Here is a 20005-nt window from a genome sequence, read left to right as displayed (position 1 = left end):
GCGCCCCTGTTGGAGTCTCGTATTTTCGTGTTCATACCCTTGGTGTAGCAGATTTTGGGATTTTCCGCCAGTATTACCGCCAAAATAGCGCCATCATCCCATTGTTACCGACTATGACGCAGCCCTGCGCCTTCACGCAGGACTCCGCCATAGTGGACAATAATGGGCGAATTTTACGATTTTGGCCGTAATACGGGCGCCTAACCCAAAAATTTGTGACACCAAGGGCACGACCACAAGAATGCCTGCCTCCGACCCGGGCGCGCACGCGCCCGCGGAGACGATGAACGAGCGGGTCCGTCGGGTGGTGGTGCGTCTGGTCACCAAAGATGAGCTACCCCGATGGATGGAATTGATGGCGCTATTTGGGCCGCCCCGATATGGTCGGTGAAGTGCTTTGTTATGTGCGGCTGTGATGGCGCGTGGGCCGCCTTGATCGGGTCGGCTAGCGCCGCGTTGCAGGTCAGGCCCGGGACCCGTGGATTGGCAGGATCGCTTTGAGCTACACAAGAATCTCGCGTAGGCCACGCGGTACTACAATGCGCATCGTCATGAGATGATGAGCCTCATCGGCGCCTAATTCCCGCCGCCGCACGATCGGCCGCCCCATGCCCCTCTGGCCCAGCTTCGGCGCACCGGGTTGGGCGGCCCTCCGATGTCAACTCACCCCGCCCCACCCCCGACTTTGACGAATCCCGGCGCCTTCACGCCCGAGGGCCATCGATACTAGGCTCACGCCGGGACAACATCCATATTCCGGCAACGCAGGCCCACCCTAGCGCCCCGGCCAAAAAAACGGCAAATCCCCAATCTGGGATGAGGGGGACCGGGGCGGACAAGAGTTGCGACACCCGTGCTGCTGTGGCGAAAGAAAAGCCGGTCGCCACACCGCCACCGAGGGCTGCGATCCCCAAAAGACTCCACACCCAACGCCCGGTGTGACGCCAGCGCACCAGAAAAAGAGCGCCAATATTGACAACCACCCATCCCCAGGCGTCGGGACTCAACTGCACCATATCGAGACGGGTCCCAGGGTGGGGCACAACCACTTGGAACCAGGGCAGAAAGGCCGAGCACAACGTGATGCCCGGCCACAGCAGCATCCAGAAGATTTTCTGCCTCAGCATCCCTTACCAGCCACTGGATCCGGAGGATCCCCCCGACGCGGTGGACGGAGCTGCCAGCGACGGTGTTGCCACCCACCACTCTTTCAGCAGTCCTTGCCCCTTGGCCTGCCCACTCTTGGCATGTTATAGGACACCTGATCGCCATTCGCGTCTTTCACCACTTGAATTTTGCCGCTGACACCCGAACCGACTTGTACGTTGCCCTGTGATGCCAACAATGGCGGCCACAATGACGTGCACGACCCGGTACACGCTGACTTAGACCCATGATCCTTCGTGAAATAATAAAGGGTCAGCCCCTTCTGATTGACCAAGACCCGTGTCGACTGCCCTTTCACGTCTGCCGTACCTGCCTTAACCGCCACCGCTTCTAACTGATGATGCACGGGCTTAGCGGGTGGGGAAGCGGCTGGCGCCGCACTCCCACAGCCGGCCGCGACGGTGGCCACTGCCAAAACCATTCCATAGCGGGCCCAGACTTTCATCGACGCGCCTCCTCTCTATCTCCAGGTACCGCCACTTTCACCAAAAAGATCAGTGCGAACAGCCCTACACTAAAAAAACGGGGATGGAACTTCGTGGAATAGGCAGCGCCGATGTGGCTGCCACGCTAGCATGTTCTCCCCGCCTAACGCGCCAACCGCTCTGCCAAGGCCATCCAGCCCACGTTCAAGCCGGCTTGTTGGCGGGATACCACGTCCAGCGGAACGGCTACCACCTGGCTCTTAGACAAGGCCATCATAGCGCTAGGGTTGCCATCACGAAGGCAGCGCAACGCCTCTTCCGCGAACAAAGCCGCCATGATGCGGTCGTGAGCGGAGGGGGGCCCCCCGCGCTGCGTGTGGCCTAACACCACCGTCTTCACCTCGTGGCCCGTTAAACTGCGCATTTCCTCAGCCACGTCAGCGGCGCGTGCTGCACCCTCCGCGACAACCAAAAAACTGTGCCGCTTGCCACGGGCATAGGTTTCGTCCAATCTCCTGGCAATGGCGTGATAGTCGGGGGCAATTTCCGGTACGATGACGGCCTCTGCTCCACCGGCTAATCCTGCCGCCACAGCTAATTGACCGCTCCGGTTGCCCATCACCTCAACGACGAAAATCCGTTCGTGGGCGGAGGCGGTATCGCGAATCTTGTCCATTGAGGCGGTGATATTATTGACGGCCGTGTCAAATCCCAAGGTATAGTCGGTGCCGGGCACGTCGCCATCGATGCTGGACGGGATGCCCACCACCGGAAGTCCTCTCTCCGCAATGTGGACGGCACCCGCCAGGGAGCCATTCCCCCCCAACACCACCAGGCCCGCGAGCTGCTGCTGACGAGCCCACTCGAAAGCCCGCTCGCGGGTAGACGGGTCTTCAAAGGCGCGGTAGCGCGAGGTGCGCAGCATCGTGCCTCCCCTCATCAGGATGTCGGCCACCGACGAGACCGTGAGCAGCCGGGCCAGGCCCTCGGCCATGCCTTCAAATCCGCGCTCAATGCCCAACACCTCGTCGCCTTCACCAATCGCCAAACGGACGAAAGCCCGAATGGCAGCATTCATCCCTGGGGCGTCGCCCCCCGACGTCAAAATGCCCCAACGCACCTTAGCACCCCTCCATAAGGTAGGCAAACGCCCGCACGGGCGAGCCCGTACCCTCACCGATAGCCAGGGGAATGCCAACGAAAGTAAATGCGCGGTCGATGAGGCGCCCCAAATTGGTTAGATTTTCGTAGATAACCACACCGGATCCCAGGAGCGCGTGATGAGCGGGAGCGTGGGAAGCGCCGGAAGCATCCATCGAGATGGCATCCGTGCCGACCGCCTTGACCCCTATTTCGGCCAGGTAGCGAGCTGCCGCACCTGAAAGTCCCGGCCAGCTATCGACATACTCCCGGCGCCGCGGCCGCAAATGCCAAAGGCGGTCCCAGTCGTACCGGAGTAACACCATTTTGCCCTTCAGCTCCAACGCCCTCTGCCCTAACGCGGTTTCTAGCGCCTCTCGGGACAGCGCCTGGCCGCCCTCAGAAAAGGACAAATCGACCACCAGCCCATCCCCCATAAAGGTGTCGAGGGGCAATTGGTCAATGGTTGCGCCGTCCGGGAAAAAATGCCGTGGTGCGTCCACATGCGTCCCAGCGTGCTCGCCCATGATGAGTTGGGCATGGGCTGACGAATCCCCGTCTTCCAGCTGGTTGTACATCATGCGAAAATAATGGGCGTGGGTCGGGTAGTACGGTTGCCCCACACGCAAACGGTGGCTTAATTCGACTATCTCGGATGCGCGCTTCATGAGAGAATCTCAGCCATCGGCACAATCTGAATCTGAGCCTCAGCAAAAGCTCGCCGCAGCCGCTCCACCAACCCGGCCGCTCCTGGTGTGTCGCCATGGACACACAGCGTATGAATAGGAAAGTCGAGACGCGACCCATCCACCGCCGTGATTGCCCCATCTTGCACCATGCGCACCGCCCGTTCCACCACCCGGTCCGGGTCGGTGATGACAGCCCCTGGCAATCGCCGTGACACTAAGGTGCCATCCGGATTGTATTCCCGGTCGGCAAAGGCCTCGTAGGCGACCCGCATGCCGCGCGCTTCCGCTGCGCGCGCCAGTTCCCCACCGTAGGCGACAATCAATAAATCTGGACTAAAATCGGCGATGCCTGCGACAATGGCATCGGCCAGACGCCGGTCATGCATGGCTAAATTGTTTAGCTGGCCATGCGGCTTTACATGTTGCAACGGCAGCTCGAAGCGGCGGCAAAAGCCCGCGAGAGCCCCAATTTGGTATAGTACGTCGGTGCGCGCCTCTTCAGGCGTGACATCCATGTTGCGTCGGCCAAACCCGACCAGGTCGGGAAATCCCGGATGGGCTCCCACGGCCACCCCATACGTTTTGGCTAGTTCCACGGTCCGGCCCATGATGCGCGGATCTCCACCATGAAATCCGCAAGCCACGTTGGCCGATGAAATATGGCGGAGCACATTCTCGTCATCGCCCATTTTCCAAGCCCCAAAGCTTTCTCCCATATCGCAGTTGAGATCCACTTTCTCTGCCATTTGTCTCGCCCCTTTCCGCTTATGAAAACGGCTGAATGCGAAATAACTCCTGTCCTTCGAGCACTTCCTGACCATCATCAAAGGAGACCGCCACCACTTTTCCCGAAAGCGGACTCACCACATCGAAGAAGTTTTTCATGACCTCCAGCACCGCCAACGGGTCGCCTTCATGAACCACTTGCCCCACCGAAGCCAAGGGCACGCCCCCCGGGGACGCGGCTCGATACGCGACCGCCCAGGTCGGCGCCGTCACTCGGGCATCGGTCCTTTGAGTTTCTACGGGCGCCAGCTCGTTCCCGCCAGTAGCCAACGGTTGCTTTAGCGCCTCCATCTGCGCATCCAACAAGACTTCCGCCTCGGTTAAATCCACGAGACGAAAACGGACCGCGTCGCCGGGTTTCAACTGCGCAAGCCGTGGCCAATCGGCTCGAATGACGTGGGCGAGCGCCGGATACCCGCCGATGCTGCCGCGCGACTTCAACAACACCAACAGTTCCCCGCTCGGTGGCACCTCAATGGCGCCAATAGCCATCCCTTCCGAAACGCCGCCGCTGGGCATCGGCTGGTCGGTCACCGGGGGCCCGTCAAGCCGCATCCCCACCCGATCAGACCGGGGGCTGACACGATACTCAGCGGCTAGCAGGCGGTTCAAGGCGGTGGCGGGAAACGCGTCGACCCGTACCCCAGGTAGCACCCGGATCTCCCCACCATTCATGAGTGTCTCGACCGGCGCCTTGCACGCGAAAACGTCGGTTGCCCCGGAAAAAAACAGGAGATCGCCTGACCGGAGACTCCGGCCTTCGATGCCGCCAAATTTGGCAACCAGGTCGGTCGAGCGGCTCTCGAATACCGGGTCCACCGCAATCCCACCGGAGAAAGCCAGATAGGTGCGGGCGCCCCGATGAGCTCGTGAAAACCGAACCACGTCGCCATCCTCGAGATATCGGTTGCTTCCCGGATTCCACCCCGCGCCATTAACCGAGGCCCCTAAATCCGCTCCCGTAAGGGCCGCCCATCCCCCCTCCTCGACCAGCAGCTCAGGCCCCATCAACGTCACCTCCAACAAGGCAGCGTTGGCGGGGTTGGCCACCAAACGATTGGCCCAGAGCGCCGCCCAATCGTCCAACCAACCGCCAACCATGACGCCCCAATGCTCGTAGCCTCGGCGTCCGGCGTCCTGTACGGTGGTGAGAAGCCCGGGTTTAACCACCTTAATGCGGCCCATTGGCTACCTCCCGAACCACCATCTCGCCTGCCAATGCTCGTGCCTCCAAATGCCGATATTCCTCCCCGCTAATCGGACGAAATTGGAGATAGTCGCCGGGTTGATACATCACCGGCGAAGTTCTTTCCAGATGAAAGAGCCGTCCTGGGGTACGCCCGATGAGGTGCCAGCCGCCCGGGCTTTCCGTGGGGTAGACGCCCGTTTGAAATCCGGCGATGGCCACTGCCCCGGACGGCACGGCGGTCCGGGGCGACGTTCGCCGGGGAAGCCGGAGGGCTTCAGGCAAAATCCCCGCCAGCGGAAAGCCCGGAGAGAATCCTAAACAATAGATTTGATAGCGATGTTTCGAATGCTGAGCGACCAGTTCTTCGGGGTCCAGGCCTAAGCGCGTCGCGGCGTCCGCCAAATCCTCGCCGAACGGACCGCCGTAGGCGGTGGGAATTTCAAAACAGCGCGGCGCCTCCACTACATCGTCAAGCGCAAGATTCTGGATCCGCTCCATGAGTGCCGCCGCCCGGATGATGAAGGGATCAAACTCCACCAAGAGCGTGGTATAGGCAGGAACAATCCCCCACACCCCCGCAATGGATGCACGCTGGAGCGCCCGCGCCGTTCGATGCACGTCCCGATTGATGGCCGGATCGGGTGTCTGGCCAAATTCCAGCAATATCGCCGCGTCACCCGCCAACCGCATGCGAGGATGGTGCGCCATAAGCCTCCCTCCTTTTAAGCTGCCTGCTCCAACGCCATTCCACGTGTCTCGGGAAGGAAAATCAGGGCAATCAGGCAAAGAACGTAGGCTGCGGGACCAAACACCGAGATGCCACCCGCTAATCCGTAGTGTACCGCCAAGACCCCCACCAAGGCGGGCGCGAACCCAGCCACGCCACGGCCAAAGTTATAGGTGAACCCCTGCCCGGCTCCACGCGCCTTAGTGGGATAGAGTTCCGCCAAAAAGGGGCCGAAACCGCTGAAGATGCCAGAGGCGAAAAATCCCAATGGAAAGCTCAGCACCAGCATGACGCCGTTGGAGATGGCGAAGTGCGTATATACCAATATGATAAGCCCACTGAAGACGGCGTAAAAGACAAAGGTTAATTTTCTGCCAATCCAGTCGTTAATCATGCCTGACAGCACATAACCGACAAACGAACCCACTATGACCACGAAGAGATAGCCGCCGGATCCCACCACGGATAAGTGCCGGTCGGTCTTCAGATATGTCGGGAGCCAGGTAAAGATGGCGTAATAGCCGGATTGCGCCCCTACTGCCAATAGGGCCGCAAAGACCGTCCGCTTGAGGAGCTTTCGAGAGAAGATATGAAAGAAGGAGACCGAGGCCGCCCGCTCAACGCGTGTCTTTTCCTTGGCCCAAATTGGCGGCTCAGGCACGCGGCGCATCACATAAATGCAAAGAAGCGCCGGCAAGAGGCCAATCCAAAACATCACCCGCCATCCTATGGCACCGGCATTCGGAAGAATGATGAGGGACGCGATGACCGCAAGTGCCCAGCCGAATGCCCAGGCTCCTTGAACCAGTCCCAGAACCCGTCCGCGCACATCGCCCCGCACCGTCTCGGCGATTAAGACGGCACCGACAGCCCACTCGCCACCGAACCCGAGACCTTCCAGTCCCCGAAACACCAGCATTTCCGGATAGGACGTGGCCAAGCCACTTAACGCCGTGAATAGCGAGTAAATGAAAACGGCCAGCGCCAAGGTGCGGGCGCGGCCCATGCGGTCAGCCATCGTCCCCGCCAATATGCCGCCTAGCGCGGAGAGAATCAGGGTTGTTGTGCCGAGCAGTCCACCTTCCGCATCGTTTAGGTGAAAGGCGCCCAAGATGGCCGTCAGCACCAACGCATACATCATATAATCGAAGCCATCCAGTCCCCAGCCGAAGAAGGTAGCCCAAAAAGTAGGGCGCTCTTCGGCGCTTAAGGGAAGAATCCCGTTTGTCGCCGCCATCGTCATCCCTCCTTAAACATCAGCCTCCACTTGGGTTGGTAGACTCTATGCCCGAATAGGACGACTATGCCGGTTTTCCGAGAGACCATCGCACCCCGCGGTCGCCCCACCCTATCCACGGCACCTCTATGGCGAGGATAAAAAAGGCCCCCCGGAGCCAAGGGCCGGAGGGCATCACTCGTGAAGCCGCTAGAAGGCGTTTTCCCCTAAAATGTCGCGGCCAATGATGAGCGTGTGTACCTCGTACGTGCCTTCGTAGGTGTCCACCGTCTCGAGATTGGCGGCATGGCGCATGGGCACATAGTCCACGCTAATGCCGTTTCCACCCAAGAGCTCGCGCGCCATCCGGGCGACTTCTAAGGCACCCCGCGCGTTGTCGCGCTTGGCCAGCGAGACCTGTGGATAGCGCATCATGCCTGCCTGGTACAGGCGGCCGAGCTGCAAGGCCTTAAGCTGCATGTTCACCACGCGCGATAGCATGTCGACAATCCGCTCCTGCACCATCTGAGTCGCCGCAATCGGCCGGCCAAAGGCGATGCGCGTTTTCGTATACTCGGCCGCTTCCTGCAAACAATCCAAGGCTGCGCCGACGGCGCCAAAGGCGATGCCAAAGCGCGCCTGCGTCAGACAACTGAGGGGTGATCCCAATCCCTTGGAGGCCGGCAACAGCGCCTCGTCGGCCAGCTCCACCTGGTCAAAATAGAGCTCCGACGTAACCGACATCCGCATGGATGCCTTGGTGTGAATCTCACGGGCGGAGAAACCCGGCGTATCCGTTGGCACGATGAATCCGCGGATGATCCCTTCGGGATCCTTGGCCCAGACAACGGCGATATGGGCCAGATTGCCATTGGTAATCCAGCGTTTCGCCCCGTTCAATACCCATCCCGAACCCCGCCGCTCGACATGCGTCCGCATAGCGCCGGGGTCAGACCCCGCGTCCGGTTCCGTGAGGCCAAAACAGCCGATTATCTCCCCCCGCGCCATTTGGGGCAGATACTGACGTTTTTGCTCCTCACTCCCGTAGCGGTAGATGGCATACATCGCCAGTCCGCTTTGCACCGAGGCAAACGAACGAAGCCCGGAATCCCCACGCTCTAATTCCTGCATCATCAGCCCATAGGCCATCCCACTGGCGCCGGCACCGCCATATTCCTCCGGCAGGGTCGGGCCAAAAACGCCCAACGCGCCCAGCTTCGGAATCAGATGGGTCGGAAACACCCCCTCTTGCCACCATTTCCCGGCATGGGGCCGCACTTCCTGATCTACAAAGCGCCGCACGGTCTCTCGGGCTTGTAGCTCCTCCGGGGCAAGATCGCGATCTAACCCATAAAAGTCATTAATTAAGGCTCCAAGGTCACTCACGATAGTCTTCCTCTCCTTGACTTCGGCGTATCGTCTCCACCAACGTCAAAATCTCCTGGCGATGCTCATCAATCCGGGGCGGCGGCATTCCGCGCGACCCTGAGCTGCGGGAAAAATTCCAGGGCAAGCGAATCGTCCAATAGCGGCCCGCCGTGGGATGCGCCACCTCCTCCAAGAGGTCGTGGCCGGAGGCTTGGGCATAATCAATCGCCTCGGGAATCGTGCGCACCGGCCCGGCGGGGACACCCTCAGCCTGTAACTCCGCCACCCATTCACCGGTCGTGCGGTGCTGAAGAACCGATTCGAGAGCCAAAATCAGCGCACCGCGATGGGCCACCCGATCGGGGTTGGTGCGAAACCGCGGATCGTCCGCCCATTCCCGTTTGCCCAGCACCCGACACAACGTCTGGAATTGGCTATCATTCCCCACCCCGAGCGCCATCCAGCCATCCGCCGTGCGCACTGTCTGATAGGGGGCGAGTTGGGCATGGGCGTTTCCATAGCGCTGGGGCGGGTCTCCGGTGACCAGATAGCTTTGTGCCACGTTAATTAAGCCCGCCAGTTGCGCCCCGAAGAGCGACACCTCGACATGATCGCCCTTTCCGGTCCGTTCCCGCTCATACATTGCCGCCAGGATACCATTTAACAAAAACAAGCCGGCCGTCAGATCGCTGACCGCCACCCCGACCTTAGCCGGTTCCCCATCGACGGGACCGGTGATGGACATGAGACCCGAGCCGGCCTGAATCACAAAATCATACCCGGGACTGTCGTCCGGGGCTGGATAGCCGCGAAGACTAGCCGTAATCAGCCGCGGGTTCGCCTGACGCAGGCTCTCTAAGCCCAGTCCCCAGCGCTCCAGTGTGCGGGGTTTAAAGTTTTCCACCACCACGTCGGCCCAATTCCGGGCCAAGTCGCGCACCACGGCTTGATCATCGGGATTTCGGAGATCGAGGGCAATGGATCGCTTATTCCGGTTGGCGGACAGAAAGTAGGTCGATTCTCCCGCAACAAACGGCGGACCCCATTGCCGCGTTTCATCGCCGTCGGGACGCCGTTCCACTTTGATGACGTCCGCGCCCAATTCTCCGAGAGCCATGGTGGCATAGGGCGCCGCCAAGACCCGGGACAAATCCAGCACATGAATATCACGTAGGGGTCCGCCGCTCACAAGACTCCGGAGGGCTTAGCGCCCTCCGACCTCCGCCAAGGTCCGCTCCAAAATGTCTAAAGCCTCGTCCAGCATGTCCAAAGGCGTGTTCAACGGAGCCAGGAAGCGAATCACATTGCCGTAGATACCGGACTTCAGCATGAGCACACCCCGCTGAATCATGGTTTGCAGCACGCGGTTGGTCTCCTCGTCGGCCGGCTCCTTGGTCTTGGGATTGCGAACCAGTTCGATGGCCACCATGGCACCCAGCCCACGAACGTCCCCAATGAGCGGATTCTTCTGCTGCATGGCCTTCAACCGCGAGATCAAGTGTTCGCCTTGACGCTTGGCCTGCTCCAACAGATTTTCCTGCTCAAAAACATCCAACACCGCATTGCCGGCCGCCGTCGCCAGCGGGTTGCCGACATAGGTGCCTCCAATCTGCGAATCGCCCGGACCATTCATCACCTCGGGCCGTCCCATCACACCCGACAACGGTACTCCGTCGGCAATAGACTTGGCCATCGTCAACAGGTCGGGGCGAATGCCGGCCTGCTCGGTGGCAAAGAAGGTGCCGGTGCGGCCAAACCCCGTCTGCACCTCATCTACGATTAAGAGGATATCGTGCTTTTCCGTGAACTTCCGTAGCCACGGCAAGAAGCTCTGGGGCGGCACCACAAACCCACCCTCGCCCTGTACGGGCTCGACAATGACGGCTGCCAAGTCCTCGGGCGCGATTTGCAACATGAGCGCCTTCTCAATGTTGGCGTAGCACTTCTCATTGCAGACATGATTGGGCTCGCCGCCGGAGAATTCACAGCGATACGGATAGGGATAGGGAGCACGGTACACTTCCGGAGCGTAGGGGCCCATGCCCGCCTTGTATGGATGAACCTTCGACGTCAGCGTCATAGCCATCAATGTGCGGCCGTGGAACGCCCGCTCGAAGGACAGGATGCCCTTGCGGCCCGTGTAGGAGCGCGCAATCTTGACGGCATTCTCCACGGCCTCGGCGCCGGAGTTGAAGAATATGCTGGTCGCCGGTCCACCGCCGGGAAATTTGGCGTTAAGTCTCTCGGCCAAGCGCACGTAGCTCTCATAGGGCAGATTGGTAAAGTCGGTGTGCAGAAACCGATCAACCTGCTCATGCAGCGCCTTCTTCACGAAATCGTGCGTGTGCCCGACGTTCAACACGCCCACGCCACCGGTAAGGTCAATGAAGGTGTTGCCGTCCACATCGGTGAGCAAACTGCCGTGCGCCCGATCCACGATTAAGGGGGCGTAAATGCCCACAGCGCGCGGGGTCGCCTTCTCGAGCCGCTCCAAAATGGGCTTCGACTTGGGACCGGGAATGGCAGTCTTTAAGTCAATGTACTTGGTCTGGGTGGCCATAATTTCCTCCTTTAATAACTGAGAGTCGGCTAGGCATCAATTTGCGCACGTTGCAGTTTGCCGCTAAAGTCCACGTAGACGGCCTTCCACTCCGAGAAGAAGTCGAGGGCCGCTGTCCCCGCCTCGCGATGACCATTTCCGGTTCCTCGAGTTCCGCCGAACGGCAGGTGAATTTCCGCCCCAGTCGTGCCGGCGTTGATATAGACAATACCCGTGGCCAAATCGCGAATGGCTTGGAACACGCGGTTGACATCCTGCGAGAAAATCGATGAGGACAATCCGTACGTCACCCGGTTGTTGATGGCGATGGCTTCCTCCAACGACTTAACTCGAATCATGGACAGCACAGGTCCAAAAATCTCCTCGCTGGCGATGCGCATCTCGGGGGTGACTTCGGTAAACAACGTAGGCTGGTAGAAATATCCGCGGGACAGATCGCCGTTCTCCGCCCGGCCTCCGCCCAGCACCAGCTTGGCCCCCTCCTGCTGGCCGATTTCCACGTAGCCGTGAACCTTTTCGAGGGCCTTTTGGGTGATCAAGGGACCGACATCGGTACTCTTTTCCAACCCGTGTCCCAACCTCAGTTTGGACATGCGGTCAGCCAGGCGGTCGCGCAATTCGTCATAGATCTTCTCATGCACAATCAACCGCGAACAGGCCGTGCACCGCTGGCCGGTGGTGCCGAAGGCGCTCCACAAAATACCCTCGACAGCCAGATCGAGATTGGCGTCGTCCATCACGATGATGGCATTCTTTCCGCCCAACTCCAACGACACGCGCTTCAACGCCTCGCCCGCCACCTTGGCCACATGGCGCCCGGTCTGGTTGGAGCCGGTGAAGGAGATTAAATCCACCCGGGGGTCGGCTAACAGCGCCTCGCCAACCACGGGCCCATCCCCGTGCACCAGGTTGACAACCCCGGCTGGCACGCCTGCTTCAATGAGTATGTTGACCAGTGCCTGTGCCGAAAGCGGCACCTCGCTCGCTGGCTTAAACACCACGGTGTTTCCGCAGACAAGTGCCGGGAATATCTTCCAAGTGGGAATGGCCATGGGAAAATTCCATGGGGTGATGATGCCGGCCACGCCAATGGAATCACGGGTGGCCATAGCAAACTTGTCGGGAAGTTCTGACGGCGTGGTGTAACCAAAGCTTCGGCGGCCTTCGCCCGCCATGTAGAAAGCCATGTCGATGCCTTCCTGCACGTCGCCGGCCGCCTCGGTGTACACTTTGCCCATTTCCCGCGTCATCTGTTGGGCAAGCTCATGCTTGCGCTCTTTCAAAATCTGGCCCACTTTAAAGAGAATCTCGCCGCGCTTGGGCGCGGGAACCTTCCGCCAGCTGTCATATGCGCTGCGGGCCGCCGCGATGGCGCGATCCGCATCCTTGACGCTGGACTTAGGCACCTCGGCCAAAATCTCGCCCGTCGCGGGATCGATTACTGGCTCGTAGGCACCGTTTTCCGGCTCTACCCACTGCCCGCCTATGTAATTCTTTAACTTCACGGAAATCCTCCTTAGGGTGCGGAGGCACCAGCAGTATCTACAAAATACCTGAACCCTTCCTCAAACGAGGCCCAACACCTAGTATAGCTGGGGATTCGAAAAATTTCCATCACAGGCAGGCCGCGGAAGATCCAGGCGTCTCTTTTGAAGTCCACAGCCGTGCGGTCATGGAAACTGGCGCAGTTCCCGGGCATTGCCCTCAGGTGCCCGATTTGGCCCCCATGGCGGCTTGGGTCTTCCCCCGGCGGCGTTTGGCCGGACTTTTCTCTTGAAAGACAAACTCGATGCGCCCGCTCTCCTGGCTGTACTTAAGCCGAGCCTGAAAACTTTTGCCGCTCTTGCTCTTAAAGCCTTTTAAAGTCGCGGTTGTCTTGCCGGCCATGAGAGTTTTGACTTGCGCTGGGGTGAGTTTCTTTCCTGCGACCGTCCGCCAAATCATGAAGGAACACCCCTCTCGCCAGCGTGAGCAACCCCACCCCTTGGCATTCCCGACCACACGGCCTATCTGGCACACCGGGCATGCACCCAAATCCTCCTCTGCCACCCGCGCCCCTTGCTGAGTGCGAGCGGTCTCCACCAATTCCTTTGTGTAGCTGCGAATCTGATGAAGGAAATGATCGGGGTCTTCCTGGCCCTCGGCCACGCCCTCCAGACTCCGCTCCCAACGCCCAGTCAGTTCGGGCGATTGAATGGTCTCCGGCAGCACCTCTAAAAGCTGCCTCCCTTTTTCCGTCGACTGAAGCGTCTTTTTTTCACGCATCACGTAGTCGCGAGCCAATAGCAGCTCGAGGATTCGCGCCCGCGTTGCGGGGGTGCCAAGCCCATGTTTTTCCATCAGCGCCAAGAGACTAGCATCGCTCAACCTGGGCGGTGCCTTGGTCTCCCGAGCGCGGATCTCGGCGTGGTCTACGTTGACCGCTTGTCCTTCGACGAGACCCGGGGGGATGGCAGCACCTTCCGCTTCATCGGCATCGCTATCCGACGCCGGAGCCGGCTTCAACACGCCGCGCCATCCTGCCTCAACTACGGCAACTCCTGTCGTCTTGAACCGGTGGGATGCCGCTTCGGTAATGAGGGTGGTACGGTCGTCCAACCCGGCCGGATACAAGGCGGCGAGAAAGCGGCGTGCGATTAAATCAAACAACGCGGCATCGCGGCCCGCGAGGGATCCAATGGACCCGCTGCCGGTGGGGATAATGGCGTGATGGCCAGCCCGATTCACATCGGCTTCATTAACTAACCGACGCGTGCGAAGCGGACGGGGAACCCCCTCAACCAGGTCCTGATACGCGGGCCACTGTCCGACCCCACGAAGCCGCTGAGTCACAGTGGCCGCGACATCCCCGGTCAAGTAGCGGCTGTCGGTTCGGGGATAGGTCACCAGGTGCTGATCATAAAGCCTTTGGGCCGCATCCAACGTCTGCTGCGCGGTCATCCCGAGACGCCGGTTGGCATCCTTTTGCAAATCATTCAATGAGTATAAGAGCGGCGGCTTGAGCGTAACCCGTTTGGTTTCCAGCGACAGAATCTGTCCCCTCGTGCCAGGCGTCAACGGCGCGAGAATTGCCTGGGCCTCATTTAAGCTCATGATGCGGTCCGGGTGCTCTTTCGCCGACCCCTGCCAAAGTCCCACGTAGGCTCCCTGGGTGGCTTGGAAAGTCACCGCCACTTGCCAATATGGCACCGGGGTGAAAGCAATAATTTCGCGGTCGCGGTCGGCGATGAGGCGAAGGGTAGGCGTCTGCACCCGTCCCACCGACAGCGGCGACCCGGGACGCCCGTGCCGGAGGGAAAACGCTCGTGTCGCGTTGAGGCCCACTAGCCAATCGGCTTCGGCGCGCGCTTTTGCCGCGGCAGCAAGATGGTCATAGGCGCCCAAGGGCTTCATTTGGGACAAAGCCCGGCGGATCGCTTCCGGCGTGTTCTCGGAAAGCCACAACCGGTCAACCGGCTTGGACACGCCAGCCAAAAGCAAAATATAACGGACAATAAGTTCGCGAATGTCTCCTGTGCATATGCAGAATGGTACGAAGACATTGGCAACGAAGGGCTTCTACGGCATTCTTCGCCTTCATTTTTACCGGACAGGCATTGCACATAGGTTTTTGACCCTAAACACAAAATTTTGGGTATCCGGGATTTATGATTGATCCGTCTCGTTCTGTCTTGAACAAACGCCGAGACGCCTCGTGTTGATCTAAAGCCTTCCGCTGCCTAACGACAATCGCTCAATATCGGTTGATCGGAGGCAAGCACTACTGTACTAACCCCCCGTTAGCAGCTGATACACCACGCTTACCTTCTGACTGCCGAACCGGTGTGGGACCGGCAATCAGAGAGGCATGCTTGCCCCGTCGTTTGCTAAGAGTTCAGGTCGCTAACGACGGGTCCAGGCTACACCGCCATCTCCACTGTACCAAACCTCTGGGGGAATCGATCTCGACGAGAATGCGATGGTTAACACCAACATCCCCTGCGCTCGTCGCAGGGCCACCGTGCCCGCTTCGGAGGGGAGTGAGATGCTGGTCAGGAACCACGTTTTGCCCCCATCCGTCGTCCGGTAGACAGAGGCGGCATTGTAGGCGAAATCGGTTTGGGCGATGACCCCATCCTCGGCGTTCCAAAACCGCAGGGTGGCGTCTCCGCCGGACATCGGAAACGCGCAGGCTGGCATCGAGGACACACAGTGACCCTGCAGTTGTGTCTGTCGCTCCAACCGCCACGTCCGACCGTGATCGGTGGTCTGAAAGAGGTCCCACATGGCTTGGGGACCCGCCCCGCCCCCGGGCGCTAAGAGCCAGCCCTCGTCGGCCGTACCGTAGCTCAAGCTGTAGGGGTAGTCTCCCCGTCGATGGAGTTGTTCCAGTTGGGTGACCGCCCGGTTCACGGTCATCAGTGGCGGATGGGTCCAGTTGCCTGCGATCGCCGGTATGAGGGATGCCCCGCCGAGTCCGGACCGGAGATGCACGGCGAGGGTGTCCTCCGTTCCCTTTTGGGTCGTCAACTGAACCAACACCTCACGGGGACCCGACGACGTCCGCAACACATAACGCCCATTGGGCCATGGCAGGAGTTGCTCGGGGTCTCGACGCGGGCTGAGCGGGGTCGACGTCAACTGAGCCTGACCCGAGGCGCCCCGAATGGTCCAAACCGTCGCGCCAGCGGACGTCTCTCGTGCCACGAGCTTCCATCCCTTCGGAACGCGCAACGACATATGCCACAGATGAATCGTTGGTCCCAGAGCGGTTGACCGACGGATGGTCCCGGCCGACGTCTTAGTGCGCGCTGCACCTTGGGGGCGAACCGTTGACGCGGGCCGTTCGGTTCCAGCGGGCCGGCTGGGTACACGGTGGCTCGTGACCGGATCTGTCTTCTGTGTGGACTGCCCCTGCAGGACGGTCGTCGTTCCGATTCCACATGCCGCCAGGGCTACCGCGCTCGCTACTAAGACGGCACCGCCGACAACCCACTTTTTCATCGCTAACCACATTCCCTTCCGCTGTCTCGCTTCTAACAACGACAGGTCGAGAACATGGTTACGACCGGGGCTACCCCCAAAACATGGAATATTATGAGACAATGGCCGACGCCCGCTGAGGTTTTCGGCGAGGAAAAGTTCACAGTATGATGACCATCCCGGCCCAATCATCTGCCGAACGCTTGCGGCAGTTTCGCCCCCTATAGTCCGGTATGGACTCTCACGGAGATTGGCTGGTGTGACGTCGAACCGCAGCCCCGATGGGGTCCAGCCAAGGCCAGTACTGCCCTCTGCACGCGGTTACCGAATACGCTGGGACTGGTGCCGGGCGTTATTCAATGCTCGTTGGCTCGTAAGCGCAGCCTCCCGAATACTGGCAAACACCTGGTCGATGGTCGCGTGTTTCCATTCCGGCGTCACCGCGCAATACCGATAGGTAATGCCGCGCGATGAGGACACGAGGGCACCCTGCCCCTGCGCATCAAAGTACCCCGTGAGATCATCGGCCCGTCCGCCCTGAGCCCCGAGACCCGGCACCAGCAGGATGGAGTGGGGCATGATGGAGCGGAGCGCGAGGGCGTCCTGCGGATACGTACTGCCGACCACCGCGCCAATGGCCGAATACCCGTGTTCACCACGATGGTTTCGGGCGATGTCCGCGATATAGGCCGCGATGCGCTGACTCAGCGTGCCGCCGTCGGCTGCGATCAAGTCTTGCCACTGGCCCGCCGATGGATTGGATGTCTTCACCAGGACAAAGATCCCTGTGGCATGTTGCATGGCCGCTTCCACAAAAGGATTCACACCATCCGCGCCCAGCAGGGGGTTGACCGTGAGGGCATCCCCGCATAAGGGACTCGACGGGTGTAGGTAGGCCTGGGCATAGGCGCTGGCCGTCGGGCCAATGTCCCCGCGCTTGGCATCCTGGACCACCAACAATCCCTTCGACCGGGCATATCGGATGGTGTCCTCCAAGGCGCAAATTCCGTCCGATCCGTAGACCTCGTAATACGCCAACTGCGGCTTCACCGCGACCGCGTGGTCCGCGACGGCGTCGATCACGAGGCGATTAAACTGGCTAATGGCTTCTGCCACCGCACGGCCCGATTCTTGCGTCGGCGCCAACACATTCGGTAAGTAGTCCACGTTGGGGTCCAAGCCGACAACTAGGACACTATCCTTGGACTCCGACGCGGCGATGACTCGATCGGCAAATCCCGCCATTTCGTGCACCTCATCCTCCGCATAAAATGTCTCGCCGAACCGCCAGCGACGTTTAAAGTTCCTATACGTGACGGCGGCACTCCCAAACACCGCGAGGCATGTATGGCCCGAGGAAAATTATGCCACGTTATGCGCCACGCTGCCTCCGGTACAATCTACTATTGGACGAAAATGGTCATCCTGGAATCACACATGCCTCAGCAGCCGCAAGGTATTGGTATTTTGCGCCCATTACCGATTGCCGGTTCCGACAAATTGCCGGCGGGATATGCCCTGGCGCCGCTGGTAGTTGACGAACATACGTCCGGGTAGAAGGGTGCCCGGTCTCCCGGGCACCGCAACCCCCACAGAACCCAGCGTGCGGATTTCCCGCACTGGGCTCTTCGACCAGAGATTCACAGAATGATGTACTGCGGCAAGGCGGTATAGGGAAGCGACAGCTTGGGCCGTTTCAGCGGAAACCGGCCGAGGATGTGGAGGAACTCGTCCCACGTCACCCGGCTCTTTTGACTACGTCGGCTCAACATGCGGCGCCAGTACCGTAGGACCACTTGGTAGACTTGGCGCAGGCTCGAATAATTGCCCGCCATGCCAAAGTACGCATAGTGCCCTTGAAGGAGCTGGTTAATCCAGCGCGCTTGGTCCTCGACACGCTCGTGAAGAATCTCGCGCATCAGGCTCTGCAAGTGCTGAAGCGTCCGCTTGACCCGGGACTTCTCGGTTTTCCGTCCGACCGCAAAGGCACCGTGCCGGTTCCGCGTACAGTAATGCGTAAACCCCAAGAAATACAGGGTCTCCGGCTTTCGGTGGCCCTGCTGCTGGGCATCGCGGTGGGCCCGTGGCCCAAAGGCAATCAAGCGGGTTTTCGTCGGTTCCAGTTCCAGACCGAACTTGTCGAGCCGTTGGCTCAACACGGCCTGAAACCGTTCGGCGTCCCGCTGATGCTCGAAGCACACGACAAAATCATCCACGTACCGCACGAGGTACGCCTCACCCTCCAACCGCGGCTTGATGGCCTTCTGGAACCAGAGGTCCAGCACATAGTGGAGGTAGACGTTACTGAGCAAGACGCTGATGCTGCCCCCCTGCGGTGTGCCGCGGTCGCTGGGCTGTATTGCGCCAGCTTCGAGGACCCCGGCTTTCAACCAGCGCCGGATGAGGCTCAGCACGCGCGGGTCGCCCACACGCTGCTCCATGAACTGCATCATCCACGCATGGTCGAGACTCCCAAAGAAGTTCTTGAGGTCGGCTTCCAGTACCCAGTTCACCCGCTTGCTGACGAGGATGTGGTTCAGGGTCGCCAGGGCATGATGTGCGCCCCGTCCGGGGCGCCCGCCAAACGAGACCGGCAGAAAGTCCTGCTCGTAGATGGCGGACAGCACATCGGCGACGCTCCGTTGGAGTGCCCGGTCGGCAATCGTCGGAACGCCCAGCGGACGCTTGGCGGCTTTTCCCGGCTTGGGAATCCACACGCGCCGCACCGGCGGCGGGTGATACCCTTTGCGGTGCATTGCATTCAGGACCTCCCGACTCCACTGGGGAAATGTCTCGACCGCCTCGTCATGGGCCACGCCATCGACCCCGGGAGCCGTGCCCTTCGGCATTTGGTGCAGGGCTTGCCACAGGTGTTCCGGCGTCAGATGGTGCGCCAAGGAGGTGAACTGGAGCGTCGGTTCCCGACGCGCCTTGTCTGCTATGCGTTCTAATTCGGTTGTCATGGTACGGTGCTCCTTCCGTTGAATGAAGGCCGGCGTCTCCCATTGTATGGAGGCCATGTTGCCTTAGAACGCGCCTCTGTTCGCTGACCCCTTCCCCATGTAGCCGGCTTTCCCGACCGCGGAGTACTATGAGTCAGTCAGACTTCCGATCAGTCATCGCGAGGTCCTTGCTTTGTAAGGCTTGTCCCCCGCTGTCCACCGATGAGTGGAAACCGACCGGCTCTCCCTTGTTCTCAAGGAATCCTTTGGTTGCATGCTGTAGGTACCAACCCCGGAAGTTTCCGCGCTCCCCTTGCCAATACGGTGAGCGGGATGCTGCCTTCTCCCTTCGGGGGACAGAATCGGCAACTTCGACCGCGACAGATTTCGGGGCTAATCTCCTCTTCACATGATTCCGGCCTACAACCTCCCTGTCTACGCTTCGCAGACGGGGTCACCCCCAACCACGCAAGACTCGGTACAGAACTGCTGGCTAGGCTTTGTTCTGGCCACCATTGCAGGCAGCACGTGTTCCTTGAGCTTTCAAGGCGCAACCCCCAATCGTCCGTGATTCACCACGTTAAGGAAATAAACGGCGGCACCGTCTGATAACAGTGCCGCCGTTTCGCCGCCGCATGCACGAGCTGTCCCGAGCGGCCACGTTTCCGGCGTCACTCGCCGCTGAGAATCATCCTGAAGCAATAGGTCAGTGAGTTTCGCCTGGTTAAAACCGACGATAACCTCGCGTTGGTCGTCCCATTCAATCACCGTGGTCGGGGTGGCGCTGGCACCCAGCGCCATTAACTCGTCCATCCACTGTTCGTTTTGCGTAAT

The 20005-nt window shown here is 60.2% G+C and carries 18 protein-coding genes; 1 reads left to right on the top strand and 17 read right to left on the bottom strand.

Annotation, left to right across the window (positions count from 1 at the left end; translation table 11 throughout):
* On the top strand, positions 1-191 hold a 191-nt coding region (locus HIJ39_RS23765), incomplete at its 5' end, for a hypothetical protein (protein WP_207711722.1).
* A 513-nt stretch (positions 192-704) separates the two neighbouring features.
* Here the strand turns inward: HIJ39_RS23765 and HIJ39_RS15745 are convergent.
* The 17 genes from HIJ39_RS15745 to HIJ39_RS15665 form a co-directional block, all read right to left on the bottom strand.
* Positions 705-1127, bottom strand: coding sequence for a hypothetical protein (locus HIJ39_RS15745; RefSeq protein WP_169101372.1), 423 nt, complete (start codon positions 1125-1127; stop codon positions 705-707).
* A gap of 83 nt (positions 1128-1210) precedes the next feature.
* Positions 1211-1612, bottom strand: a complete 402-nt coding sequence (locus HIJ39_RS15740; RefSeq protein ID WP_169101371.1) for a COG4315 family predicted lipoprotein — start codon at positions 1610-1612, stop codon at positions 1211-1213.
* Positions 1613-1755: 143 nt separating this feature from the next.
* On the bottom strand, positions 1756-2712 hold the full coding sequence (locus HIJ39_RS15735; RefSeq protein WP_169101370.1) for an ATP-dependent 6-phosphofructokinase: 957 nt from the start codon (positions 2710-2712) through the stop codon (positions 1756-1758).
* 1 nt (position 2713) lies between these two features.
* Entirely contained in the window at positions 2714-3400 is a 687-nt protein-coding gene (locus tag HIJ39_RS15730; protein WP_169101369.1) for a cyclase family protein, read from the bottom strand.
* Positions 3397-4167, bottom strand: coding sequence for a LamB/YcsF family protein (locus HIJ39_RS15725; protein WP_169101368.1), 771 nt, complete (start codon positions 4165-4167; stop codon positions 3397-3399). Before HIJ39_RS15725 ends, HIJ39_RS15730 begins: the two co-directional genes overlap by 4 nt.
* 19 nt (positions 4168-4186) lie before the next feature.
* On the bottom strand, positions 4187-5392 hold the full coding sequence (locus tag HIJ39_RS15720) for a 5-oxoprolinase/urea amidolyase family protein (RefSeq protein ID WP_169101349.1): 1206 nt from the start codon (positions 5390-5392) through the stop codon (positions 4187-4189).
* Positions 5379-6104 (bottom strand): 5-oxoprolinase subunit PxpB, encoded by a 726-nt coding sequence (pxpB, locus tag HIJ39_RS15715; protein WP_169101347.1) that lies wholly within the window; start codon positions 6102-6104, stop codon positions 5379-5381. Before pxpB ends, HIJ39_RS15720 begins: the two co-directional genes overlap by 14 nt.
* Before the next feature lie 14 nt (positions 6105-6118).
* Positions 6119-7360 (bottom strand): MFS transporter, encoded by a 1242-nt coding sequence (locus tag HIJ39_RS15710; RefSeq protein WP_207711721.1) that lies wholly within the window; start codon positions 7358-7360, stop codon positions 6119-6121.
* A gap of 189 nt (positions 7361-7549) precedes the next feature.
* Positions 7550-8725, bottom strand: coding sequence for an acyl-CoA dehydrogenase family protein (locus HIJ39_RS24945; protein ID WP_338055204.1), 1176 nt, complete (start codon positions 8723-8725; stop codon positions 7550-7552).
* A complete protein-coding gene (locus HIJ39_RS15700) occupies positions 8718-9896 on the bottom strand; it encodes a CoA transferase (protein WP_169101343.1) in 1179 nt (392 codons plus the stop codon). Before HIJ39_RS15700 ends, HIJ39_RS24945 begins: the two co-directional genes overlap by 8 nt.
* Positions 9897-9911: 15 nt before the next feature.
* Complete coding sequence (gene gabT, locus HIJ39_RS15695) at positions 9912-11267, bottom strand: 4-aminobutyrate--2-oxoglutarate transaminase (RefSeq protein WP_169101342.1); 1356 nt, start codon at positions 11265-11267, stop codon at positions 9912-9914.
* A 29-nt stretch (positions 11268-11296) separates the two neighbouring features.
* A complete protein-coding gene (locus HIJ39_RS15690) occupies positions 11297-12772 on the bottom strand; it encodes an aldehyde dehydrogenase family protein (RefSeq protein ID WP_169101340.1) in 1476 nt (491 codons plus the stop codon).
* Positions 12773-12971: 199 nt separating this feature from the next.
* Positions 12972-14732 (bottom strand): DNA topoisomerase, encoded by a 1761-nt coding sequence (locus HIJ39_RS15685; RefSeq protein ID WP_169101339.1) that lies wholly within the window; start codon positions 14730-14732, stop codon positions 12972-12974.
* Between the two features lie 417 nt (positions 14733-15149).
* Entirely contained in the window at positions 15150-16250 is a 1101-nt protein-coding gene (locus HIJ39_RS15680) for a beta propeller repeat protein (RefSeq protein WP_169101337.1), read from the bottom strand.
* Between the two features lie 300 nt (positions 16251-16550).
* A complete protein-coding gene (gene pyrF / locus HIJ39_RS15675) occupies positions 16551-17474 on the bottom strand; it encodes an orotidine-5'-phosphate decarboxylase (RefSeq protein WP_169101335.1) in 924 nt (307 codons plus the stop codon).
* Positions 17475-17869: 395 nt separating this feature from the next.
* Positions 17870-19192, bottom strand: coding sequence for a group II intron reverse transcriptase/maturase (gene ltrA, locus HIJ39_RS15670; RefSeq protein ID WP_169101333.1), 1323 nt, complete (start codon positions 19190-19192; stop codon positions 17870-17872).
* A gap of 522 nt (positions 19193-19714) precedes the next feature.
* On the bottom strand, positions 19715-20005 hold a 291-nt coding region (locus HIJ39_RS15665), incomplete at its 5' end, for a hypothetical protein (RefSeq protein WP_207711720.1).

It is taken from the genome of Sulfobacillus harzensis, from assembly GCF_012933365.1.
GTDB classification, from domain to species: Bacteria; Bacillota; Sulfobacillia; order Sulfobacillales; family Sulfobacillaceae; genus Sulfobacillus_B; species Sulfobacillus_B harzensis.
This window is presented reverse-complemented; position numbering and strand designations above follow the sequence as displayed.